At 35.0% G+C, this 21885-nt stretch carries 15 protein-coding genes; all 15 read left to right on the top strand.

The window, feature by feature from the left end:
* Nucleotides 1-5 precede the first annotated feature (5 nt).
* The 15 genes from BLP50_RS13325 (at nt 6) to tnpC (ending at nt 21827) form a co-directional block, all read left to right on the top strand.
* Nucleotides 6-686, top strand: coding sequence for an acylneuraminate cytidylyltransferase family protein (locus BLP50_RS13325; RefSeq protein ID WP_090155614.1), 681 nt, complete (start codon nt 6-8; stop codon nt 684-686).
* A 39-nt stretch (nt 687-725) separates the two neighbouring features.
* Nucleotides 726-1880 carry a UDP-N-acetylglucosamine 2-epimerase gene (neuC, locus tag BLP50_RS13330; RefSeq protein WP_090155616.1) on the top strand — a complete coding sequence of 385 codons (1155 nt, stop codon included), beginning with the start codon at nt 726-728 and terminating at the stop codon, nt 1878-1880.
* A gap of 79 nt (nt 1881-1959) precedes the next feature.
* Nucleotides 1960-3825, top strand: a complete 1866-nt coding sequence (locus BLP50_RS13335; protein ID WP_330386094.1) for a polysaccharide biosynthesis protein — start codon at nt 1960-1962, stop codon at nt 3823-3825.
* Between the two features lie 2 nt (nt 3826-3827).
* Entirely contained in the window at nt 3828-4445 is a 618-nt protein-coding gene (locus BLP50_RS13340; RefSeq protein WP_090155618.1) for an acetyltransferase, read from the top strand.
* 10 nt (nt 4446-4455) lie between these two features.
* A complete protein-coding gene (locus BLP50_RS13345) occupies nt 4456-5880 on the top strand; it encodes a lipopolysaccharide biosynthesis protein (protein ID WP_090155620.1) in 1425 nt (474 codons plus the stop codon).
* A 4-nt stretch (nt 5881-5884) separates the two neighbouring features.
* Nucleotides 5885-7513, top strand: coding sequence for a hypothetical protein (locus BLP50_RS13350; protein ID WP_090155622.1), 1629 nt, complete (start codon nt 5885-5887; stop codon nt 7511-7513).
* A gap of 24 nt (nt 7514-7537) precedes the next feature.
* Nucleotides 7538-10315 carry a hypothetical protein gene (locus BLP50_RS13355; protein ID WP_090155624.1) on the top strand — a complete coding sequence of 926 codons (2778 nt, stop codon included), beginning with the start codon at nt 7538-7540 and terminating at the stop codon, nt 10313-10315.
* Nucleotides 10316-10463: 148 nt separating this feature from the next.
* Nucleotides 10464-12947, top strand: coding sequence for a glycosyltransferase family protein (locus BLP50_RS13360; protein ID WP_090155626.1), 2484 nt, complete (start codon nt 10464-10466; stop codon nt 12945-12947).
* A 33-nt stretch (nt 12948-12980) separates the two neighbouring features.
* Nucleotides 12981-15578: a glycosyltransferase family 87 protein gene (locus BLP50_RS13365; protein WP_090155628.1), complete on the top strand. Its 2598-nt coding sequence runs from the start codon at nt 12981-12983 to the stop codon at nt 15576-15578.
* Between the two features lie 97 nt (nt 15579-15675).
* On the top strand, nt 15676-16974 hold the full coding sequence (locus tag BLP50_RS13370; RefSeq protein ID WP_090155630.1) for a DegT/DnrJ/EryC1/StrS family aminotransferase: 1299 nt from the start codon (nt 15676-15678) through the stop codon (nt 16972-16974).
* Nucleotides 16975-17104: 130 nt separating this feature from the next.
* Entirely contained in the window at nt 17105-18214 is a 1110-nt protein-coding gene (rfbG, locus tag BLP50_RS13375; protein ID WP_090155632.1) for a CDP-glucose 4,6-dehydratase, read from the top strand.
* A 137-nt stretch (nt 18215-18351) separates the two neighbouring features.
* Nucleotides 18352-19008 (top strand): fructose-6-phosphate aldolase, encoded by a 657-nt coding sequence (fsa, locus tag BLP50_RS13380; protein ID WP_090155634.1) that lies wholly within the window; start codon nt 18352-18354, stop codon nt 19006-19008.
* Nucleotides 19009-19205: 197 nt separating this feature from the next.
* Nucleotides 19206-19601, top strand: a complete 396-nt coding sequence (locus BLP50_RS13385) for a hypothetical protein (RefSeq protein WP_090151000.1) — start codon at nt 19206-19208, stop codon at nt 19599-19601.
* A complete protein-coding gene (tnpB, locus tag BLP50_RS13390) occupies nt 19591-19953 on the top strand; it encodes an IS66 family insertion sequence element accessory protein TnpB (protein WP_072919712.1) in 363 nt (120 codons plus the stop codon). Before BLP50_RS13385 ends, tnpB begins: the two co-directional genes overlap by 11 nt.
* Before the next feature lie 269 nt (nt 19954-20222).
* Complete coding sequence (gene tnpC, locus BLP50_RS13395; RefSeq protein ID WP_090151003.1) at nt 20223-21827, top strand: IS66 family transposase; 1605 nt, start codon at nt 20223-20225, stop codon at nt 21825-21827.
* The last annotated feature ends 58 nt before the right edge of the window (nt 21828-21885 follow it).

Genomic DNA, 21885 nt, shown 5'->3' on the forward strand with positions numbered 1-21885 from the left:
TAAAAATGAAGACAATAGCTATAATTCCAGCAAGAAGCGGATCAAAGGGATTAAAAAATAAAAATATAAAACCATTAAATAATAAACCATTAATGGCTTATACCATAGAGGCTGCAAAAAAAAGTGGTATATTTGATGAAATTATGGTTTCAACAGATTCGGAAGAATACGCGAAAATAGCACAAGAATATGGGGCCAGTGTTCCTTTCTATAGAACTCAAGAAACTTCAAATGATAATTCGAGTTCATGGGATGTAGTAAAGGAAGTACTAAATAATTATAAAGAGTCATTTGATTTAGTTTGCCTTCTTCAGCCCACATCACCTTTGAGAATTGATGAAGATATCAAAGCTGCATTTGATATTTATACTAAAAAAAATGCTAAAGTAGTTATTTCAGTTTGTGAAACAGAACATTCTCCTTTACTTTGTGGACAGTTGCCGAATGATGGAAATCTCAATTCGTTTATTAATATTGAAAATAATAAAAGGCGACAGGATTTAGCTAAATATTATAGACTTAACGGCGCTATTTATTTAGTGGATGTTGATTATTTATATACTGGTAAGGACCTATTTTCAAAAGATAGCTATGCATATATAATGCCGCCTGAAAGAAGCGTTGATATAGATACCTTAATGGATTTTAAAATAGCTGAATTATATTTACAAGAATTTATAGGATAAATGCATTTATGAAAGAATATACGGGAAGGTATGACGGTTATGTATAAAGTTGCATATGCAACCGGCTCAAGAGCCGATTATGGTATTGTGACCAGATATTTGGAAAAGCTAGATAGTGATTCAGAAATTCAATTAGATATTCTGGTTACAGGTTCTCATATGGATGATAAATATGGAAAATCTATAGATATAATTAAGCAAGATGGATTTAACATTGCATTTGCTGCTGACATTAAGTTATCAGAGAATGATAATAGTGGTGTAATTAAGAGTATGTCGCTAGCGCTAAATAAGTTTGGCGCATTTTTTGCAGAGAACAAATATGATTTGATTATAATTTTAGGTGATAGATTTGAAATGATGTCTGTAGCTATAGCTGCGGCTATGAATAGGCTACCTATTTTGCATATTCATGGTGGAGAAGTGACATATGGGAATTATGATGAATTTATTCGTCATTCTATTACAAAGATGAGTACATATCATTTTACTAGTACACTAAAATACAAAAATAGAGTAATTCAATTGGGTGAAGCACCAGATAGAGTTTTTTATTTGGGGGCGCTTGGGGCTGAAAATTGTCAAGATATAAAAAAGAACAAAGTAAGAGAAGAGATTAAACAATTACCTTCTAATAAGTACTTTTTAGTTGCTTTTCATCCTGAAACGTTAACTGGTATTAGTGCTGGAGCGCAGGCTCAAGAGATATTAAAGGCAATAGAGGTGTATAGTAAAAAATATATAATTGTACTCATGGGAAGTAATGCTGATACCGGTTCGAAGATAATTAGAGATTTATTTATTGATTTTTGTTCTTCTAATGATAATGCTGTATATATCGAAAATGTTGATGTAGATAGTTATCTATATATGATGAAAAATGCAATTGCAATAATAGGTAATTCCTCATCTGGAATTATTGAAGCTCCTTCATTGAATACATACACTATCAATATTGGTGACAGACAAAAAGGTCGTGAGCGTGCTGAAAGTGTTAGAGATGTAAATTGTGTATTTGATGAAATATACGAAGCCATGAAATGGGCAATTGGTATGAGCAAAGGGAATGATACTATAATTAATCCATATTATAAAGCAGGGGCAGCGGAAGAATATTATGAGAAAACAAAAATGATTCTGATGCAAGGCTGTAACTGCGAAAAAGAATTTTTCGATGTGGATTTTATGTTCTAAAGAAAGTGAGTTAATTATCATGCAACTAATAAATAAAATGAAGCATTGGCAAATGGTAATAATTGATTTTATATTTATAGTGAGTTCCTATTTTGGAGCATTATGGATTAGATTTGATTGCCAATTTTCTCTCATTCCTCGTGACTATTTAAAGTATTACATGTGGGAGATAATACCATATTCATTAGTTGTAATTCTTATATATGGTTTTTTAGGTCTATATAAGAGTATATGGAAGTTCGCAAGTGTTTATGAGATAGAGAAAATGATTATAGCTACTATTTCATCTATGCTTCTGAATGCGATTGTAATGACTACATTCATTTATAGAATGCCAGTTTCTTATTATGTTTTTGGTGCATTATTTCAGTTTATTTTTGGAATAATTGTTAGATTTTCCAATAGATTTTTTATTCTCTTTAAAGATAGCCATTTAGGTGGGGAACCAGATAAAAGTGTACTATTAATTGGTGCTGGATCCGCGGGAAGAATGATTCTTAGAGACGTGAATTATGTAAATGGATCAACTAGAGTAGTTGCAATAATAGATGATGATGAGAGCAAATGGGGACGTTTTATCGATGGTGTAGAGGTTGTTGGAGGACGAGATAAGATATTATATGCAGTAGAAAAATATAATATTAAAGAAATCTATATAGCTATTGCAAAACTATCACCTAGTGAGAAGAGAGATATTATTAATATTTGCAAAGAGACGGAATGTCCAATAAAACAATTGCCAAATATATATGCTGAAAAGGCAGGTGTAATTAGTGCTGGAAACTTGCAAAATATTACAATCGAGGAAGTACTAGGCCGAGACCCTATAAAGCTTAATCAAGAGGATGTGGCTGCTCAGCTTAGAGATAAGGTGGTATTAGTAACTGGAGGCGGCGGTTCTATTGGCTCAGAACTTTGTCGTCAGATAGTAAAATATAGACCAAAGCAACTGATTATTTTTGATGTATATGAGAATAATGCTTATGATATTCAGTTGGAATTGAAACGTAACTATCCATATTTGAATTTTGAGACATTAATTGGGTCAGTTCGAGACTCTAAGCGTATAGAAGCTGTGTTTGAAAAGTATCGTCCAGATATTTGTTATCATGCGGCTGCTCACAAGCATGTTCCACTAATGGAAGATAGTCCTTGTGAGGCGATTAAGAATAACGCTGTAGGTACATATAAGACAGCATATGCAGCTATGAAGTATGGATGTAGCAAATTTGTTCTTATTAGCACAGATAAAGCAGTTAATCCTACAAATGTAATGGGTGCGACAAAACGTATATGCGAAATGATAATTCAGACTTTCGATTATATGGTTAGGAATAATCGGGAAGATGAATTACCTGAGTTAGCTATGCATAGTTTTGATATTGATACAAGTGACTCTGAAAAAGTTATAGCAGGGAGTGGACATACAGAATATGTTGCGGTTCGCTTTGGTAATGTGCTTGGTTCAAACGGTTCTGTTGTTCCTTTGTTTAAAAAGCAGATAGCGCAGGGTGGACCTATTACTCTTACACATAAGGATATTATTAGATACTTTATGACAATACCAGAAGCAGTGAGTTTAGTCCTTAAAGCAGGGGCAAATGCTACTGGAGGAGAAATATATGTGTTAGATATGGGTGAACCGGTTAAGATTCTTGATTTAGCTAGAAATATGATTGAATTAGCTGGCCTAAGACCGGATGTAGATATCGAGATTCAATATATAGGCTTAAGACCAGGTGAGAAGTTATATGAAGAAAAGTTAATGAGTGAAGAGGGGCTGAGAGAAACGGAGAACCATCTTATTCATGTGGCAAAGCCAATTGAATTTGATTCTGAGGAGTTTTTGTTAAATCTTAGAAAGCTTATGAATCTATCATATGAGGATAAAGCTGATGAAGTTGTTCAGACGATAAGAGAAACAGTGAGTACATTTAAGGGTTAAATATGAACAAATTGATAATTGTTGGCGCAAGTGGCCATGGCAAAGTAGTGGCTGATATAGCATTGCTAAATGGATATGATAAAATATATTTTGTAGATGATAATTCGAACATAAAATCATTAGGAAATTATGAAGTTATTGGCTCATTTGATAGTATTTTTGATTTAGCTGCTAATGAGTATGATGTATTTGCTGGAATTGGGAATGCATCTGTGAGACAGCGTATGCAAAATCAATTGGAACAAAAGGGCTATAATGTTGTAACCTTAATTCATCCATCAGCATTTGTCGCCCGTGACGTGAAAATTGGTGTTGGAACAGTTGTTATGGCGGGTGCTGTTGTAAATGCAGGAACAGTAATTGGAAAGGGATGCATCATTAATACATCTTCATCTGTAGATCATGATAATAATATAGGTGATTATGTCCATGTTTCAGTTGCTGCCCATACAGCTGGGACAGTGTCAGTAGGAACTAATACATGGATTGGTATAGGGGCAGTGATAAGCAACAATATTAGTATATCAAGGGACGTCACAATTGGAGCGGGAGCTGTAGTTGTGAAAGATATTTGTGAGTCAGGAACTTATGTAGGCGTGCCTATAAAAAAGATAAGATAATACATATAGTATGGTAATAAATAAATTTAATAATATTATTCATAATAAAATATTTAAAATTGGTTCAATGTCACTTATAGCGACAATTTTGACCAGAGCAATAAACCTCATAGCTGTACCTATTTTTTCCAGACTACTTACTACTGCGGAATATGGTAACGTTGAGGTTTTTATGACGTATGTGAATATTTTTATGGTTGTTCTTGGCTTAGATATTCACGGAGCAGTAGGCAAAGGAAGATTGGATCATGAGGATGATAAAGATGGATTTTTGTGTTCTGGAATCCTTATGAGTACAATTTCTGCCATTTCAATTATCTTTGTAATAAATGTTTTCTTTAATATTCTACAGGGGATATTTGGTTTAGAACGATGGCTAGTGAATATCATGCTTATATATAGTTATGCTATTTTTTTGATGACATATCGCTCTGCTGATTATAATTTCTTATACCAGTACAAAAAGAACATGAAAATGACGGTGAGTGTTGCTGTATTAAATCTATCACTGTCAATTCTTTTTGTTGAAGTTTTCTTCAAAGAAGCTCGCGTGCTTGGTAGAGTATTAGGCGCAACTATTCCAACAGTTATTTGTGGAGCTATCATATATGCAGGATATGTAAAACGAGGTAATAGAACTTTTAAGAAATCATATAATAAATATTTCTTAGAATTTGGTATCCCTCTAATTCCTCATAATCTATCACATCTTGTATTATCTAGTTCTGATAGAATTATGATAAAAAATATGATTTCATCGTCCGATAGCGGAATTTATAGTTTGGCTTATACTCTTGGAATGATGATTCAGGTTGCTTCAGAGGCAATGAATCAGGTCTTTGGTCCTTGGCTATTTAGGAAAATGCAAGCCGAGGAACACCAGAAGATTAGAAATGTACAGAGAATGTATCTGCTATTATATTGTTCTGTAGTTGTGGGGGTACTTGCTGTATCACCAGAAATTATAAAAATAATAGGCTCAAGGGATTATTGGGATGGAATAAATATTATTCTTTGGGTAGTTTTTGCTACATTTTTGAATTTCACATATACTTTATATGTGAATATTGAGTTTTTCTTTAGAAAGACAGCTTTGATTTCGACAGGAACATTTTTAGCTGCGATAATAAATATAGGATTGAATTTCTTTTTCTTAAAAACATATGGATATCATTTCGCAGCAGTATCTACTGTGGCTAGTTATGCAGCATTATTATTGTTCCATGCGATAATTGTTAATAATGTGTTAAAAATAAATCTGGTTGATAATGTATACATTTTTATAGTCGTGGGAGCGGTTTTTGGAGTAACTTGTTTGATGCAAATATTGTTGAACTCAGTTTTATATAGAATACTCATAGCATTGATTTGCGAAACAATCATATGCGGGATATTATTGGCACAGAGAAGAAGATATAGTAAGGATTTTAACTAAACCTATGATAAATAAAAAAGATGAAAAAAAACTTAAAGTTTTGGATTTGGGAAAGCCCAGTTTTTTAGAATTATTAAAAAATGGTGTTAGTTCTTTTCATGGAATTCTTTCGAGGTCTTTTTCAAAACCAATAACAAAGGCGCTTATTATAAATATAATTGTTTATTTGGTTTTAAATGCTATTGCGTATGCACGTTTTGAGAATGACGCTGATATTATGATTCAGAGCTTGATTTCTAATGTAGCAGGGACAAGAGCTACTTCAAAAGTTGGATTTTCAAGTGCTTTTATAATGAAACCTTTATGTATCTTGATAAGCATTTTACCAAGTGTTTCATGGTATACGTGGTTTATTGAAATATGTGCGTTTATTTCTATAACTATATTAATATGGCTTGTGATTTCAAAAAGAAGTGATATGCAGATGATTATATTAATGTCTGTTTTTACTATTTTTGTGGGTTATGAATGCTATATGTTCCCATCATATATTAAGTCATCAGTAGTTGGGACCTTCACAATGATGATGGTTTTGTCGAGACTTATAGGTGCAGATGATAATAGACGTAGAAAATTTATCCTTCCTGCAACAGGACTATTGTTTAATAGCTTACTTAGCTTCACAGGATTTAAACTGGGATTGATGGCTGGTCTGTTTATTGTTATATTAAAGATCTTTTTTGAAAATTATAAAAGAAAAGTTTTGTTTTTAACTGAATTGTTTTTGGTTATTTTGGCAATAATATTTAGTGTCCATGTTTTGGATAGAGATATATTTTTAAAGCATTCGGATGAGGATAAATATGTATACGAATATATAGATGATGTTGAAAAACTGATTGTATTGGGCTATCCTTCATACGATGAATCGTTGTTAGAAAAATATAATATTAATACAGCAAATTATAAAATCATGTCTACATATAATGATTTTTATGTGAAAGATAGAACCAAGAATAGCATGAGTTTTATACATACTCTAGCTAATCGGAAGCTGGAGTTTAATAAAGATAACGTTTTGAATTATTTTAGAACAGTACCTATACGAATGATAAAAGTAGGCTATTCTTTTTTATTTTTAATAGTCAGTTTTACTTTTCTGTCATCGAATTATGCAAAGAAAAAAACTGTCATTTGGATGATGGTGGCATATATTTTCACAGTATATGGTATCGCATATTTTAGTTATGCTTGGGGTAACAAAATCACACAGATGGTGGCATTTTTACCTGCGGTATACTATTTGTTAATAGTTATGCCTAAAGCAGATGAATTGGAAAATAAAGAATTGCTATTATATTTATCATTAATTGCTGTCGTTTTGTATAATAATTTTAGTGATAGAATTATTACCTCCACAAGCAAAAATGATTTAGGAGAGTACATAGAGTCTATGACAGCAGATAAATCAATAACAGCTGTAGTAAGCCTAATTGGTTATAGTAAAGGTCGGTCGCCGTATGATTCACCTGAACCAGAATTATTAAGTGAGGCTAATTTAGCTCTGACTAATGGATACTTTTCATTGTATGCAGAATTTGGAAGCAAACAATATTTTTCGCATGAAGGCGAATGGTTACTGCTTAACGGAACAGGAGAATTAAACCCAGATACATATATTGTATGTGAGTAATTCGTATTACCGAGGAGATTTTTGATGAAGAAACTGCTATGGATTAATGCTTTTTTTATAATTTGTATTTTATCTTGTTTTCAGGTTAAGGCGAAAGAATTATATGATTGGGAGGGAGACGGAAGTTATTCGTCTCCCTATCTTATAGATAGTGTAAGTGATCTTGAATTGCTAAGGGATTTAGTTAATTCTGGAGAGACTTTTGAAGGGGTTTATTTTAGACAGACATCTGATTTGTTTTTGAAAGAGCCATGGATTCAAATTGGTATATATGACCCAGTCGAGGAATATATTTTTAAGGGAATCTATGATGGATATGGCCATATAATCGATGGTCTAGATAATGGTGAGGATTATTACGGTTATGCCTTATTTGAAAATTTTGATGGTGTAATCGTTAATTTGGGACTGACAAATGTAGATATTGAAGCTGAGCATGCAGCTCCATTTGTTTTTAATACTAAATTGGATGGAGATAATTGTCCTGCAATAATTAATTGTTATTCAACAGGAAAAATTAAAGGTGAGAATTGCGCAGGAATTGCTGTGAATTTTGAGGGGGGAGAAATAGTCAATTCAATCAGTATAGTGGATTTACTAGGTGATGAAGTAAAAGGCATACTCTATAGCTATAACAATACTCAAATATATCATTGTCTAGCAACAGCGGAAGTGTGCGATAAACATATAGCTACAACGTTATCTAAAGTTATAAGCAAAAAAAATATATATAATGAAGCACTTGATAAGTCAAATATCTTTTTTTCGTTGGCACAGATTCTATATGGAAATAGACATGGGGTTGATTTGAAAAAGTGGTTTATCATTCCTGATGATAATAACGAAGTGTTAATATTGTATACAGATAAAATCAGTCTTATATCAAAAATCATATTTGTATTAAATGAATATTTGCTACCAGCTTTGTTGTTGATAGTATTGCTGGTTCTTTGTATAAAAAAAGATCAAATATCAAAAAAGGCAGAGTATGCTGGGACTATTATGCTGGCTGTGTTGACTCTCTTTTCGGACGGTTGTGCGATTTTGATAGATGGTATTGATTTTTCCATCGGAAAAATCATGTATATAATTTTGGTTAACATATTATTTTTCTATTTTGCTAAAAGGACAATTGGTGGTTTTCTTCAGAAAATAAAAGTGCTAAATATACCGCTGATTATGTGGTTTATCTTTATAATAATTATTATTGCCGCAGTAGCGCAGTTTAGAGTGCTACCAAGATATGATGCTGCCTTATATTATGGAAGTTTAGTAAAATCAAAAGATTTATTTAGATATGATTTGTTTACATTTATGGGTGCGTTTATCTGTTGGAAGTGGGCCCATGGTATTGTTTTATTAGTAGAGTTTTTTGAATTGGTGTGGCCAGGAGAAATGACAGGATTATATTTGGCTACTCTTATAATAGTGTTAATTACATATATAATCGTATACAAGCTTATTTCTAGAATATCTGGTTTGGAACCAAAGCTATGTGCAATCATAAGTGGAATATTAATTTTTTGTCCATATCAAATGGGAATGTTTACATATTTCAGTATGGATAATTATCTTGCGTATTTTGCAATATGGCTTATGTATTCTTATTTAATAGAAAATGATTATTTAATAGCATTTTCTGGATTTACACTAATTTTTACAAAAGACACTGGCTTAATTTACTATGTAGTATTTTTGGTATGTTCAACACTTGCGCAATTAGTATTTAAGTATAAAAAAGATTTGTTTAAAGGAATAATTGATTGGTGGAATTGGAAACGAGTAATAATATGGATGATTCCAGGTTTTCTATTCTTATTTAAACGTAACTTCGGAGTTTATTTTAAGATTCAGAATTATCATGGAACAGCGATAAAAGGATTATTTGAGCCTAAGAATGAGATTTCAGTTTTAAATACGGTTTTCGATTGTTTTGTATGGGGATTTAGATGGATATTTATAGCTACAATTATAGTAGCTGCAATATTGGTTATACTTAAAAAAGTAGATATACATGAATATATTAAAATAGATAATATCGGGGTATATGCTGGGACAATAACTGCGATGCTAATGGTATTTATTATGTTATTAGCTTATAGAGGTGATGCGGAGTGTCCAAGATATACTGCTATTCTAAATGCTGGATATGTGGTATTATTTTCTATTAGTGTAAAGATATTGGTGGATTCTAAAAGACATTTTTCTATTATTACTGGAATTGTATTTATTTTATTGCTTGTGCAAACCTATTTTACAATTGATCCGTCCATTTTAATTGGAAATTCTTATATTGAAACGGGTGGTAATAAATTATATAAATTAGCTTTTGATGGTGACAAGAGACCATCTATGAATATAGGAGTGGATTATGGTAGAGGTTATGGTAGCGTAGGAGATATATATGCATATAATACACAGTACAACTACTATGACTCATTAATTAGAAAAATGCTTCAAGATATACAGCCTGATAGTAATACACAATTTGTATTATTGGATGTCGATAGATATGAGTTAAATATTCACACTGCATATAAAACTTATTGGAATCCAAAGAAACAAAGGCTAACTTATAATAAAGCTGATGGGTTAGGGCTAAATGTGAGTTATATAATTAGTGATGAATTGATTAATGCTGATGCTTATTATTTGGCAGATGATTTTTATATGATTATTCCATATAGAGTAGATGAAGCTGATGCTCTAGCGAGTTTAGAAAATCATAATTATAAAGTGGAAAACAGTGTAGAATATTCGAACATGAATGGTTCCATGCGTGTTTTGCATATAAAGAAATAAAGCAAGAAAAGGGATAGTTATGACGAATAAAAAAACGAAACATATAATGGCGGTTATTCTAGGATTGTTTATAGTCGCTTATAATTGGATATGGTTTAATAAAACCTTTACCTTATCAGAAGGTTGGGCAGAATTTTATGTGGAATTAATGAATAGAGGAAAGGTTCCATATAGAGATTTTTACTATTTTCTTCCACCACTTAGCCTATTTGAAGATTGGGTTATTTGGAAATTATCATTTGGATATTTTATTGTCTATAGATCGTGGCGATTATTACAGAGAGTTTTCATGGCAGAATTTGTGTACTACGTGATTTCTAAGAGAGTACATCCAATAGTCGCATTTTTAGGTGGTATATTATCAACAATATTACTTAGTGCAAATGTTTATGATTTATGTGGAGATTATAACCAGACACAGCAGTTCCTGGTTATATTAATGGGATTTGTATTGCTTAAATACGTCGATGCAGTCAAAAATGAGAGTTCAAAGAAATATCTGTGGACCACAATCGCTGGTGCTATAGGTGGATTAATGTTTCTTCAGAAGCAGACTGTTGTATTGGCAAGTTTTATTGTTTTTGGATTACTTTTTATTTTCCTTATAATAATAAAGTTTGAAAAGAGTTGGTTAAAGAGTTTAATATCAATAGCTATGGGGGCATTAATCCCTATTCTTCCAGTGGGATTATATCTGGCAGTAAATAAAGCTTTTGGAGATTTCATTTATCAAGTATATCAGGATACCAGTTCTAAAGGTGGTTTGATTGAAATTGCTTTTGGTAAGCTAGGAAAAGTTTTAGGGGACAATGTGCTGTTTATTTTGATGGTGGTTGGTCTTGTCGTTGCTGTTCGATTTTTTGCTACTGAAAATAGAAAAAAAATTGCATATGGCTTATTTGCTGGAGTATGTTGTTTGACAGGTGTGTTTGTTAAACCATTCTTTGATGACTTTTCTACCACAATTTCCAACATAGGATTTGATGCGAATCATGGTTTCATTAAATCTATTTATAATAATGGTTTATTATTTGGTCACATGACCAAAATCATGACGGTTATTTTTCTCGGAGTTTTTGTTTGGATTATTTATCATGTGATTGATTGCAAGGTTGAAAATAAGGAATATGATTTTCATGCATTAGTGCTAGCTTTCACATCTACTGCAGCGGGTTATTCTACAATTATGGCAAACGGAGAGACATTTGTTTCTGTAATTACTGCATTTATTATTATTCCTACAGCAGTATATTTGATGTTTAGGGATAAACAAGATATTAAACAATTACGTGTTCCTAATATATGTATAAGTGTCTTCGTGTTGTTGATTTTTGTTATTTGTATTTCTCAAAAATTTGTATGTGCTTATGCATGGTGGGGAGATACAGAGGCGTCATATTGGGAAAAAACTGAAACTGTAAATATAAAATCATTAAAGGGCTATAAATTTAGTAAAGAAGAAAAATATAAATTTGAAAAACTAAATGAGTTGATTGATTATTATACCGATGATGAATCTGTTATTTGGGGATTCCCATATACAAAAGTGTATAATCTCTTCCAGCAGAATTACAATATGAATGGATTTGTTCCGGTTGAGTTCTACGATGTATGTGCAGATGATTTTGCTAAAAAAGAGGCAAAGTTGTTGGCAGAAAATGAGCCAGATATTGTTATATGGACAGACATCCCAGGTTGCATAGAAGTCCATGAAGTTGTATATAGAAATGGAAATCCTCTTGGTCAAAGAGCTATACAGAAGTGGTTTTCAGATGTAAAGGACTCTGATTATACATTAGTTGGTCAGGTAGGAAATATTTTTGTATACAAGCTGAATAACGAGGTGGCAGTTGATTATACATTTATTACTCGAAAGACAGCTAAAAATGAGACTTCATACTATCCAGAAAAGGTGAGTTTTGTTGAAGATAGTAAGCTAGAAGGAAAGGGAACAGTCAAGAGGCCGTACTTGATTCAGAGTATAGAGGATTTTGAGTATTTTAGAGATCAAGTAAATGCAGGTAATTCTTTTGATGGTATTTACTTTAAGCAGACATGCGATATCCAGCTGGATTCATCAGTTAGTTGGGAGGCCATTGGTAATAGTGAGGAAAATCCTTTCGCAGGAATCTATGATGGAAATGGATATTCAATAAGTGGATTATACATGCTATCTGATAATGACGAGGACTTGGCGTTATTTGGTTGGATTACTGGTACTATAGCTAATTTATCAGTTAAGAATGCTTGGATTGGTGGACAATATGTTGCATGCATTGCATGCAATGGTAATGGTAGAGTTATTAATTGTTACGCAAGTGGAATACTTTATGGTTATGGTGGTGGTGGAATCGCATATTGCATAAATGGACCAATAGTAAATTGTGTAGGCATGGTTACTGTTGAAAAAGGAATGGCTTCAGGCATCTCTGGATTCTGTACAAATGATGTGCAAAACTGTTTCAGTAACATGGCAGATGGAATAGATATAGATTCAGGTGAGCCAATTGATGCTAACACAGCAAAACTACTAAATGAGTATGTAAAAGAATATAACAAGAAAAACAAGGACGTGAAGTTATTAGAGTGGGCTTTAGATAAAAATGGATTGTATCTAGTGAAAGAAGAATAACTTTTAGTTGGATTATTTTTGGGAGTAAAGGCAATGATGAAAGTAATTGATTTTATAAAATATAATAAAAAAATTTTGAGCATTGCCTTGATGCTCTCATGCTTGATGGTTTTTCTTTGGATATCAGCAGATTCATTTTCTATTGGGAAAACTGAGCAGACAGTACATGAGTATACTGATTGGGGCTCGTTGTCTTTAAAGGGATATAAGTTATCTGGTAATGACTTAGTACGGGAAAAGAATAGAGCTTATATTTTGATTCCTGCTGGAGATGTTGCTGATAGGATGTTTATTGATGCGGATGTACATGGTGAGCTAGGTATATCGGTGCAGGTTTATTATCAGGATACAGAAGGAAAATATAAGACAGCTGTTTCCTTGAAAAAAGGATTAGTAGGTGATAAGGGTGTCAGTATAAAACTTCCTAGAGTATCCAGTACAATAAAGTTAGTAATAGACGGAAATATAGACAAAACGATTTCCTTGAATAAGATTATTTTTTATAAATCAGAGACTGTATTTAATAAGCAACTAGTATTTTTCGCAGGATTGGCATTTTTGATAATGTTTTTTTTACTTACCCCTGTTTTATATTGGTTTGTCGGAAAGTGTCATGCGAATGATGATTATTTGTTTTTGATTGTGGTTGTTGGTGGTGCTTTATTTATATTGGTAAATCTGCTGACAAGTAATTATTACTGGGGAAGCTATTTCTTTGCAAATAGCAAGGGCGCCTTCATGGATCACTTTAGCATGTTGTTTGCTGTGAAGGATGGAAATCCATATTGTGTTGATGTAATTTATCCGGCAATGTGCTTCATAATCTTAAAGATATTTGATCTGTTTTTACCTCAAAGCACGCAAAGACTTGAAATGTCTTCCGAGCTTCGTGAAGACTCAGTAGCTGTGTCTACTTTTCTATTCTTTATTTTATTCTGTGTTGTCGCTATTTTCTTATTGTTAAAAATAGGTATAGGTAATAGATTTCGTGATAGTAAGATAGCCTTATTGGTATTCACCGGACCTTTGTTATATGCAATACAACGAGGAAACATTATAGTGTTAGCATTTTGTTTAGTGCTTGTTTATTTCAATTATTATGATTCCGATGATAAAAAGATGAGATATCTAGCGTATGTGTCATTAGCACTTGCGGCAAGTATAAAAGTATATCCAGCAGTCTTTGGCTTTATGACTGTTAGAAAGAAAAGATACAAAGAAGCGATAGGTATGGCGGTGGTAGGATTTATGGTATTTGCTATTCCGTTTTTCGCATATGGTGGAATGAGTGCAGTTGTTGCATTTATTGATGGCATGGCAAGAGCTAACGAGTCAATGACGGCGCAGGGATTGGGCTCAAACATCAGCTTAGATAATATACGAAGATTTATCAATGTGATGCTAGGGGTAAATATCCCAAGCTCAACTATTGCGTTAATAGTAATTAATCTATTATTGATTGTATTTGCACTGAAAACTAAAAGAGATTGGAATGCGTGGTTCTTACTAGCAGTAGTTTGTGCTTGGTATCCAGTTTTTTCGTATACATATGTATTGCTCATGTTCTATCCAGCAATCTTGGCTGCAATAAAAGGTGAGGATAGTTTAAGCAAGTTTGATTATATACTGTTGGGAGTTTTGATTACCCCGATAGCTCTACCATATATACCACTTGGAGATGCGTATGTAGATTCTGATAATCTTCAAATGGGATTGTCATATAGTGGAATAATTGTCAACGTAGTAATTGTCTACTGGGTGATTAGGATTGTTGCTGAGACTATATTAGGTTCTGGAGTCTGTTCTTTAAGTGGTGACAGGGTAGATAGAAAAGCTGTTATTTGTCGTAGAATTATTACGGTAATATTGATTGCGACATCTGTTACATTTCTCGTTTTTGGTCATATAAGACCATACAATAAATCCTATAGTTTTGCCGGTGATGGAACTTCAAAGCATCCATATGAGATAAGCTCGGTGGACGATTTTAAGTATTTAGTTGAGGTTGTAAATAAAGGAGAGCATTTTTCAGGAGCATATTTCGTTCAGACAGCAGATATTAAGTTTGATGGAGTGACTTCTATTGATCCAATTGGTTGGGATAAAGAAGATTCCAGATTTAGTGGTGTATATGATGGTAAAGGTCATTCGATAATCAATTACTATTCTCTTTCACCTGATGACCAGAACATGGGAGTGTTTGGTGTTTTGGATGGTGCAGTATACAATCTAAATCTTAAGAATTGTAGCATTGCTGGAAATATAGTAGGTGGTGTGGCTTATGAAGTTACTCCTAATGGTAAAATAGAAAATTGTTATATCAATGGTATTATTACAGGCTACCAAGTGGGTGGTGTGGCTGCGGTAAACTATGGAACGATTGAGAATTGTGTAGCCTTCGTTAATATTGATGCAACAGATGTGTTTGCTATAGCAGAGAATCTGGAAGAGGGGGATTCTGTTAATAGCTATAGTAATAATAACAAGTGGAATGGTGCATTAAATCTTGATACGATTGCGAAGATTAATTCGCATGTGGAGCGGAGTAATTCGTCGTTGCTGAAAAAATTGGTACTATGTAATTGGAACTCTAGTGCGGATTATTTTATGGTAGTTGATGCTGGAGAATGAAATTACTTACGAAAATATGTTATAATCAAAGCAGCCGTTTCGGCTGCTTTTTTGTGTATACTAAAAAATATGAATATAAAACATCAGGAGATGACAAATGCTTATAAAGAATTTTGAAAAATTTGAAAAAAAAGTTTGGCTTGCTTCACCATCCATGCATGGCGAGGAGATTAAATACGTACAGGAGGCATATGACACAAATTGGATGTCTACTGTAGGTGCTAACATCAATGAAGTTGAGCGTGTTGCAGCAGAAAAAGTGGGGGTGAAGTATGCAGTTGCATTATCCGCAGGTACTGCGTCTCTTCATTTATCAATGAAACTTGCCGGAATAGAGGCATATGGCATGCCTATGGTAGGTCATGGTGCGTTAGAGGGGCATAGAGTATTCTGTACAGATATGACATTTGATGCTACTGTTAATCCTGTTGTATACGAGGGCGGTATTCCGGTGTTTATCGATACAGAGGGAGATACTTGGAATATGGATCCGGTGGCCCTAGAGAAAGCTTTTGAGATTTATCCCGAGGTGAAGGTGGTTGTTTGTGCGCATCTTTATGGTACACCTGCAAAGGTAGATGAGATTAATAAGATTGTTAAAGCTCACGAGGCTATTCTTGTAGAGGATGCGGCTGAGTCACTTGGCGCCACATATAAAGGTGTGCAGACTGGATCATTTGGTGAGTTTAATACTATTTCGTTTAATGGAAATAAGATTATCACTGGTTCAGCTGGTGGGTGCTTCTTGACAAATAGTAAGGAGGCTGCTGAGAAGGTTCGTAAGTGGTCTACACAGGCTCGCGAGGCTGCTGCTTGGTATCAGCATGAAGAGCTTGGATATAATTATCGCATGAGTAATGTGATTGCGGGTGTCGTTCGTGGGCAATTTGGATATTTGGAAGAGCACATTGCGCAGAAGAAGGCTATATATGAGAGATACAAGGTTGGTTTGGCAGGACTTCCTGTTCAAATGAATCCATTTGATGCAGAGAATTCAGAACCAAATTATTGGCTTTCATGTATGATTATTGATAAGGAGGCTATGTGTCCACAGGTTCGTGGTGAGCAGGAGGTGCTTTATACACCTGAACATGGCAAGAGCTGTCCTACTGAGATTTTGGAAGCTATTGCAAGCATTAATGCAGAGGGGCGCCCAATCTGGAAGCCAATGCATATGCAGCCAATATATAGACTTAATCCATTTATCACTCGTGAGGGTAATGGCCGTGCCGTTACTAATGCGTATATTGCGGGCGGAGCACTTGGCACAGACGGGAAGCCACTTGATATGGGAAGTGACATTTTTAATCGAGGATTGTGTTTACCTAGCGATATCAAGATGACGGCGGATGAACAGGATAGAATGATTGAGGTCATTAGAGCGTGCTTTGAGTAAGGATACTGGAGTGGTACTAAAAATAAAAAGGTTTATTTAAAATAGTATTGGTGTATAATGAATGCTGTGGTTTGAGACCACAGCATTTTATGGTAAATAGTGTATATTAATATGATATAAAACGGAGGCTATTGTTGTGAACTTAGATTTTTATAAAGGAAAGAAAATATTAATCACAGGCCACACAGGCTTTAAGGGCTCGTGGATGTGTAAGGCACTTATTAATGCGGGAGCTGATGTGACTGGCTATGCGCTTAAGGCACCTACAGAGCCAAGCCTTTTTGATATGCTTGGTCTTGCTTCACAGATGAATTCTGTGGAGGGAGATATTAGGGATTTGGGGCATTTGTTATCTGTATTAGCAGAGGTTAAGCCTGAGATTGTGATTCATATGGCTGCCCAGCCAATCGTGCGTGATTCATACAAGGACCCAGTTTATACTTACGAGACGAATGTAATGGGTACTGTAAATATTTGCGAGGCTGTTCGTCGCACACCTAGTGTGCGTTCATTTGTAAATGTTACCACTGACAAGGTATATCTAAATAAGGAGTGGCAGTGGGGATATCGCGAGAACGAGGAGCTCAATGGATTTGATCCATACTCTAATTCCAAGTCATGCTCAGAGCTTGTAACTAGCAGCTACAAGAATTCTTTCTTTACAGATGAGGAATATCAGAAGCTTTATGGATGTGATTCTCCAGCAGTTTCTACTTGCCGTGCCGGTAACGTTATCGGCGGTGGAGATTTTGCAAATGATAGAATCATCCCTGACTGTATCCGTGCAGTTTCAGCTGGTCAGGAAATCATAGTTAGAAATCCATATTCTACACGTCCTTACGAACACGTGCTTGAGCCAGTTATGGCGTACCTTATGGTGGCTGAGGCTCAGTACAAGGACAAGGCATTTGCTAGCAGCTACAATGTGGGACCAAACGACAGCGACTGCTGGACTACAGGTGAGCTTGTTCAGCTTTTTTGTGATAAGTGGAATGCAGCTGTCGAGGCAGGCGCTTCTAAGCTTAACAAAGCTAGCTGGGTGAATAAGCATGACGGTGGTCCACACGAGGCTAATTTCCTCAAGCTTGACTGCAGCAAGCTTAAGAGTACATTCGGCTGGAGTCCAGTTTGGAATGTAGAGACTACAATGGAGAAGATTGTAGAGTGGTCTGTGGCTTACCTTACTGGAGTAAATGTCAGTGATGTAATGGATAAGCAGATAAAAGAGTTTCTAGCATAGAAGATATTGATAAACAAAAAAGCAACTCAGAAAACTGGGTTGCTTTTTTGATGCTAAATGCATCTGAACATATTTAGTATGCAATAATAGTATCATTTGTAATGATATGTGTAAAGACAATAAACGAGATTAGATTAATGAAATTATTCGTAGACACTGGAAAAATTGAGGATATCAGAAAAGCAAACGACCTTGGAGTAATCTGTGGAGTGACAACAAATCCTTCGCTTATTGCAAAAGAAGGAGGACGAAGCCAAGAGGAGATTCTCAAGGAGATTGCATCTATAGTAGAGGGCCCTATTTCAGGAGAGGTAAAGGCAACTACAGTTGACGCAGAGGGCATGATTAAGGAAGGTCGTGAAATAGCTGCTCTTCATCCTAACATGATTGTTAAGATTCCTATGACTCTTGAAGGACTTAAGGCAGTAAAGGTTCTTTCAGCTGAAGGAATAAAGACTAACGTAACTCTTATTTTCTCAGCTAATCAGGCTCTTCTTGCAGCAAACGCTGGAGCAACATATGTTTCACCATTCCTCGGAAGATTAGACGACATCAACATGCCAGGAATAGAACTTATACGTGATATTGCAGATATTTTTGATATTTATGGTTATGAGACAGAGATAATTGCAGCATCTGTTCGTAATCCAATTCATGTACATGACTGTGCACTTGCTGGAGCTGATATTGCTACAGTTCCATACTCAGTCATTGAGGCTATGGCTAAGCATCCTCTTACAGATGCTGGCATCGAGCGCTTCCAGAAGGATTATTTAGCTGTGTTTGGGGAATAGGATATAAGGGGATGAGTGCTAGCGGCTGGCGCCGCTAGCTTTTTTTATATTATCTTTATTCGGTAAAGAAAGTAAACGTTAAATAGTGGGTACCTCGTACCCGTTCATATAGTTTGAGATAATCCTGTATATAAACTATGGGGTGTTTACATAGTATGTAGACTATGTATAGTGCCCGACATACAGGAGGTATCTTTATGAATAAGTCGGCTCAACTTAAGAAAGAGCTTCGTTATCAACAATGGTTTGCTGAGGTTCAAGAATACAACTCAAGACCTGAAGGTATGTCTGTTAAAGACTGGTGTTCTTTAAAAGGTATTAAACCACCAACTTTTTATGATCATCTTCGTAAAGTTCAAGAGGTATATGTAGATGAACTTCAACAGTCAAAAAAACTTCAAACGATAGAATTACCGCAGCCCCAATTGCCGGTGCAATCGTTTGTTGAATTACCTGAACCAGTAACAGTTCCAAAACCTATAGCTCATGGTGTAGCTTCAATCATCTGTGGTAATGCTAGGATTGAAATATCAGAAGATATTTCAGAAGCATTTCTATTAAAACTGATAGGAGCCATAAGCCATGCTCAATGATACCACCAGTTTTAAGAAAATTTACATCGCAACAGGTTACACTGACCTTCGTCAGGGTATTGATGGGTTGGCATCATTTGTAAAGCTGAGATTCAATCTCGATCCTTTTGACAAGGATACCCTGTTTTTGTTTTGTGGTAGAAAAGCAACCAAGATAAAAGGCCTTGTGTGGGAAGGTGATGGTTTTCTCCTTCTTTATAAAAGACTTGAGGTTGGTGCTTTTGCCTGGCCTAGGACTGAGTCAGAAGCTCTGGCAATTTCAGCTGAACAGTATCAAAGGTTAATGAGTGGTTTTACTATAGTCGCTAAACATCCGATTTCAGAACTCAAAGAGCCTAAAGAAATCGTTTAGTTTTGTATAAAACAGAGAATTTTTAAGCGCCCAAGAAACGCTAATTTTAAGCGATTTTCTTCTTGTTTAAAGCCTTAAATAAGGCTCATTTGTGGGCATATTTTCTCTGGAAATACCATTAAATCAATTGAAATGGCTAATTCATAGCCTTTCATATATAAGCTCTGTGAAGCGTACAAATATAGGCATTATGACGAATGCCAAGGTGCTGCAAATTAGCTTAAATACGGCATTTCAGCTATAATAGTTCCATAAGAAATGGAGCGATTATGTCAGTTAAATTCACAGAGGAACAACTGAATAACTTTGACAAAGCGATGCTAATACAGCTGTTTTTAAATCAGCAGGAGCAACTTGAATCCATCGATAACAAGATGCAGCTTCTGCTTGAACAGATGGCTGATATGAATCGTCAGCGCTTTGGTCGTTCATCTGAAAAAGCTGATGAATCTAACCAACTGTCATTTACCATCGAGGATGGTGAAATCATTTTCAATGAGGCTGAAGCCTTTGTAGATGATTACTTCGATGATGACGATGAAGAAACGGTTACCATCACTCGTAAGAAATCTAAAGGCAAAAAGGAAGAAGATATCAAAGGTCTTCCTGTTGAAGAAATCCCTCATGAAATGACTGAGGAAGAACTTAAGAGCTTCTTTGGTGATGAAACTTGGAAGCGTCTTCCTGACGAAGTCTATACAAGGTATAAATACACACCTGCTTCTGTTTCAGTTGAGGAACACCACGTGGCTGTTTATTCTGGTTCTAAATCAGAGCGAATGGTTAAAGCTAATCATCCAAAGCAGCTACTAAGAAATAGCCTTGCTTCAGCGAGTACTGTTGCTGGTGTTTATAATGCTAAATACGTAAATGCGATGCCGCTATATCGTATTGAAGCTGAGTACAACAGAGTTGGTATTAATATTTCACGCCAGACAATGTCTAACTGGGTTATCCAATGTGCTGACAGATATTTAGCAGTCTTTTATGATTATCTTCATGAGCATTTGTATGACTATCACGTAATACAAGCTGATGAAACTCCTTGTCTAGTTAACAAGGATGGTCGTGATGCTGGTTCAAAGAGTTACATGTGGGTTTACCGTACAGGCAAGATGTACAAGGATAAACCGATTGTAATTTATGATTACCAACGGACTAGAAAGTCCGATCATCCAAGAGAATTTCTCAAGGATTTCAAAGGCATCTGTGTTACAGATGGCTATCAGGTTTATCACTCGATTGAAAAGGAGCGTGATGACCTGACAATCGCGGGATGCTGGGCGCACGCAAGACGCCGATTCGATGAAGCCTTAAAGGCTACATCGAAGGATAAACAAAGATCCTGCACTGCGAATAAAGCATTGAAGATGATTCAGGCTATCTATCGCGAGGAGAAAAAGTTAAGTGACCTTTCTACAGCAGAGAGATATGAACATCGACAGCTAACTGTCAAGCCTCTAGTTGAGGCCTACTTTGCGTGGGTTCATAAAGTTGAACCAAATGTATTAGCTAACAGTAAAACTCATAAAGGATTACAGTATTCAATCAACCAGGAACAGTATCTTAAAGTTTTTCTTGAAGATGGTGAAGTCCCTATGGATAACAACGCTGCTGAGCAGTCAATCCGCGGATTCTGCATCGGAAAGAAAAACTGGGTGATGATTGATACAATCTCCGGAGCTAAAGCAAGTGCTATAGCTTATAGCATTGCCGAAACAGCAAAAGCTAATAACCTAAAACCTTATGAGTATTTCAAATATCTTCTTACTGTAATCCCAGAGCATCTGGATGATACAGATAGAAGTTTTATGGATAAACTACTTCCTTGGTCAGATGAACTTCCAAGTGAATGTAGAAAACCAGTGAAGTAATTGTCGCGCCTGCGGGCGCGGCTAAATTTTAGAAAGGTACGGATGATTTACCGTTTAC

It is taken from the genome of Pseudobutyrivibrio sp. AR14 (genome assembly GCF_900101325.1).
Classification (GTDB): Bacteria; Bacillota; Clostridia; order Lachnospirales; family Lachnospiraceae; genus Pseudobutyrivibrio.

Coding starts and splice junctions, on each gene's coding strand:
- BLP50_RS13325 (WP_090155614.1), top strand. CDS start 6: ATGAAGACAATAGCTATAATTCCAGCAAGAAGCGGATCAAAGGGATTA.
- neuC (WP_090155616.1), top strand. CDS start 726: ATGTATAAAGTTGCATATGCAACCGGCTCAAGAGCCGATTATGGTATT.
- BLP50_RS13340 (WP_090155618.1), top strand. CDS start 3,828: ATGAACAAATTGATAATTGTTGGCGCAAGTGGCCATGGCAAAGTAGTG.
- BLP50_RS13345 (WP_090155620.1), top strand. CDS start 4,456: ATGGTAATAAATAAATTTAATAATATTATTCATAATAAAATATTTAAA.
- BLP50_RS13350 (WP_090155622.1), top strand. CDS start 5,885: ATGATAAATAAAAAAGATGAAAAAAAACTTAAAGTTTTGGATTTGGGA.
- BLP50_RS13355 (WP_090155624.1), top strand. CDS start 7,538: ATGAAGAAACTGCTATGGATTAATGCTTTTTTTATAATTTGTATTTTA.
- BLP50_RS13360 (WP_090155626.1), top strand. CDS start 10,464: ATGAATAGAGGAAAGGTTCCATATAGAGATTTTTACTATTTTCTTCCA.
- BLP50_RS13365 (WP_090155628.1), top strand. CDS start 12,981: ATGATGAAAGTAATTGATTTTATAAAATATAATAAAAAAATTTTGAGC.
- BLP50_RS13370 (WP_090155630.1), top strand. CDS start 15,676: ATGCTTATAAAGAATTTTGAAAAATTTGAAAAAAAAGTTTGGCTTGCT.
- fsa (WP_090155634.1), top strand. CDS start 18,352: ATGAAATTATTCGTAGACACTGGAAAAATTGAGGATATCAGAAAAGCA.
- BLP50_RS13385 (WP_090151000.1), top strand. CDS start 19,206: ATGAATAAGTCGGCTCAACTTAAGAAAGAGCTTCGTTATCAACAATGG.
- tnpB (WP_072919712.1), top strand. CDS start 19,591: ATGCTCAATGATACCACCAGTTTTAAGAAAATTTACATCGCAACAGGT.
- tnpC (WP_090151003.1), top strand. CDS start 20,223: ATGTCAGTTAAATTCACAGAGGAACAACTGAATAACTTTGACAAAGCG.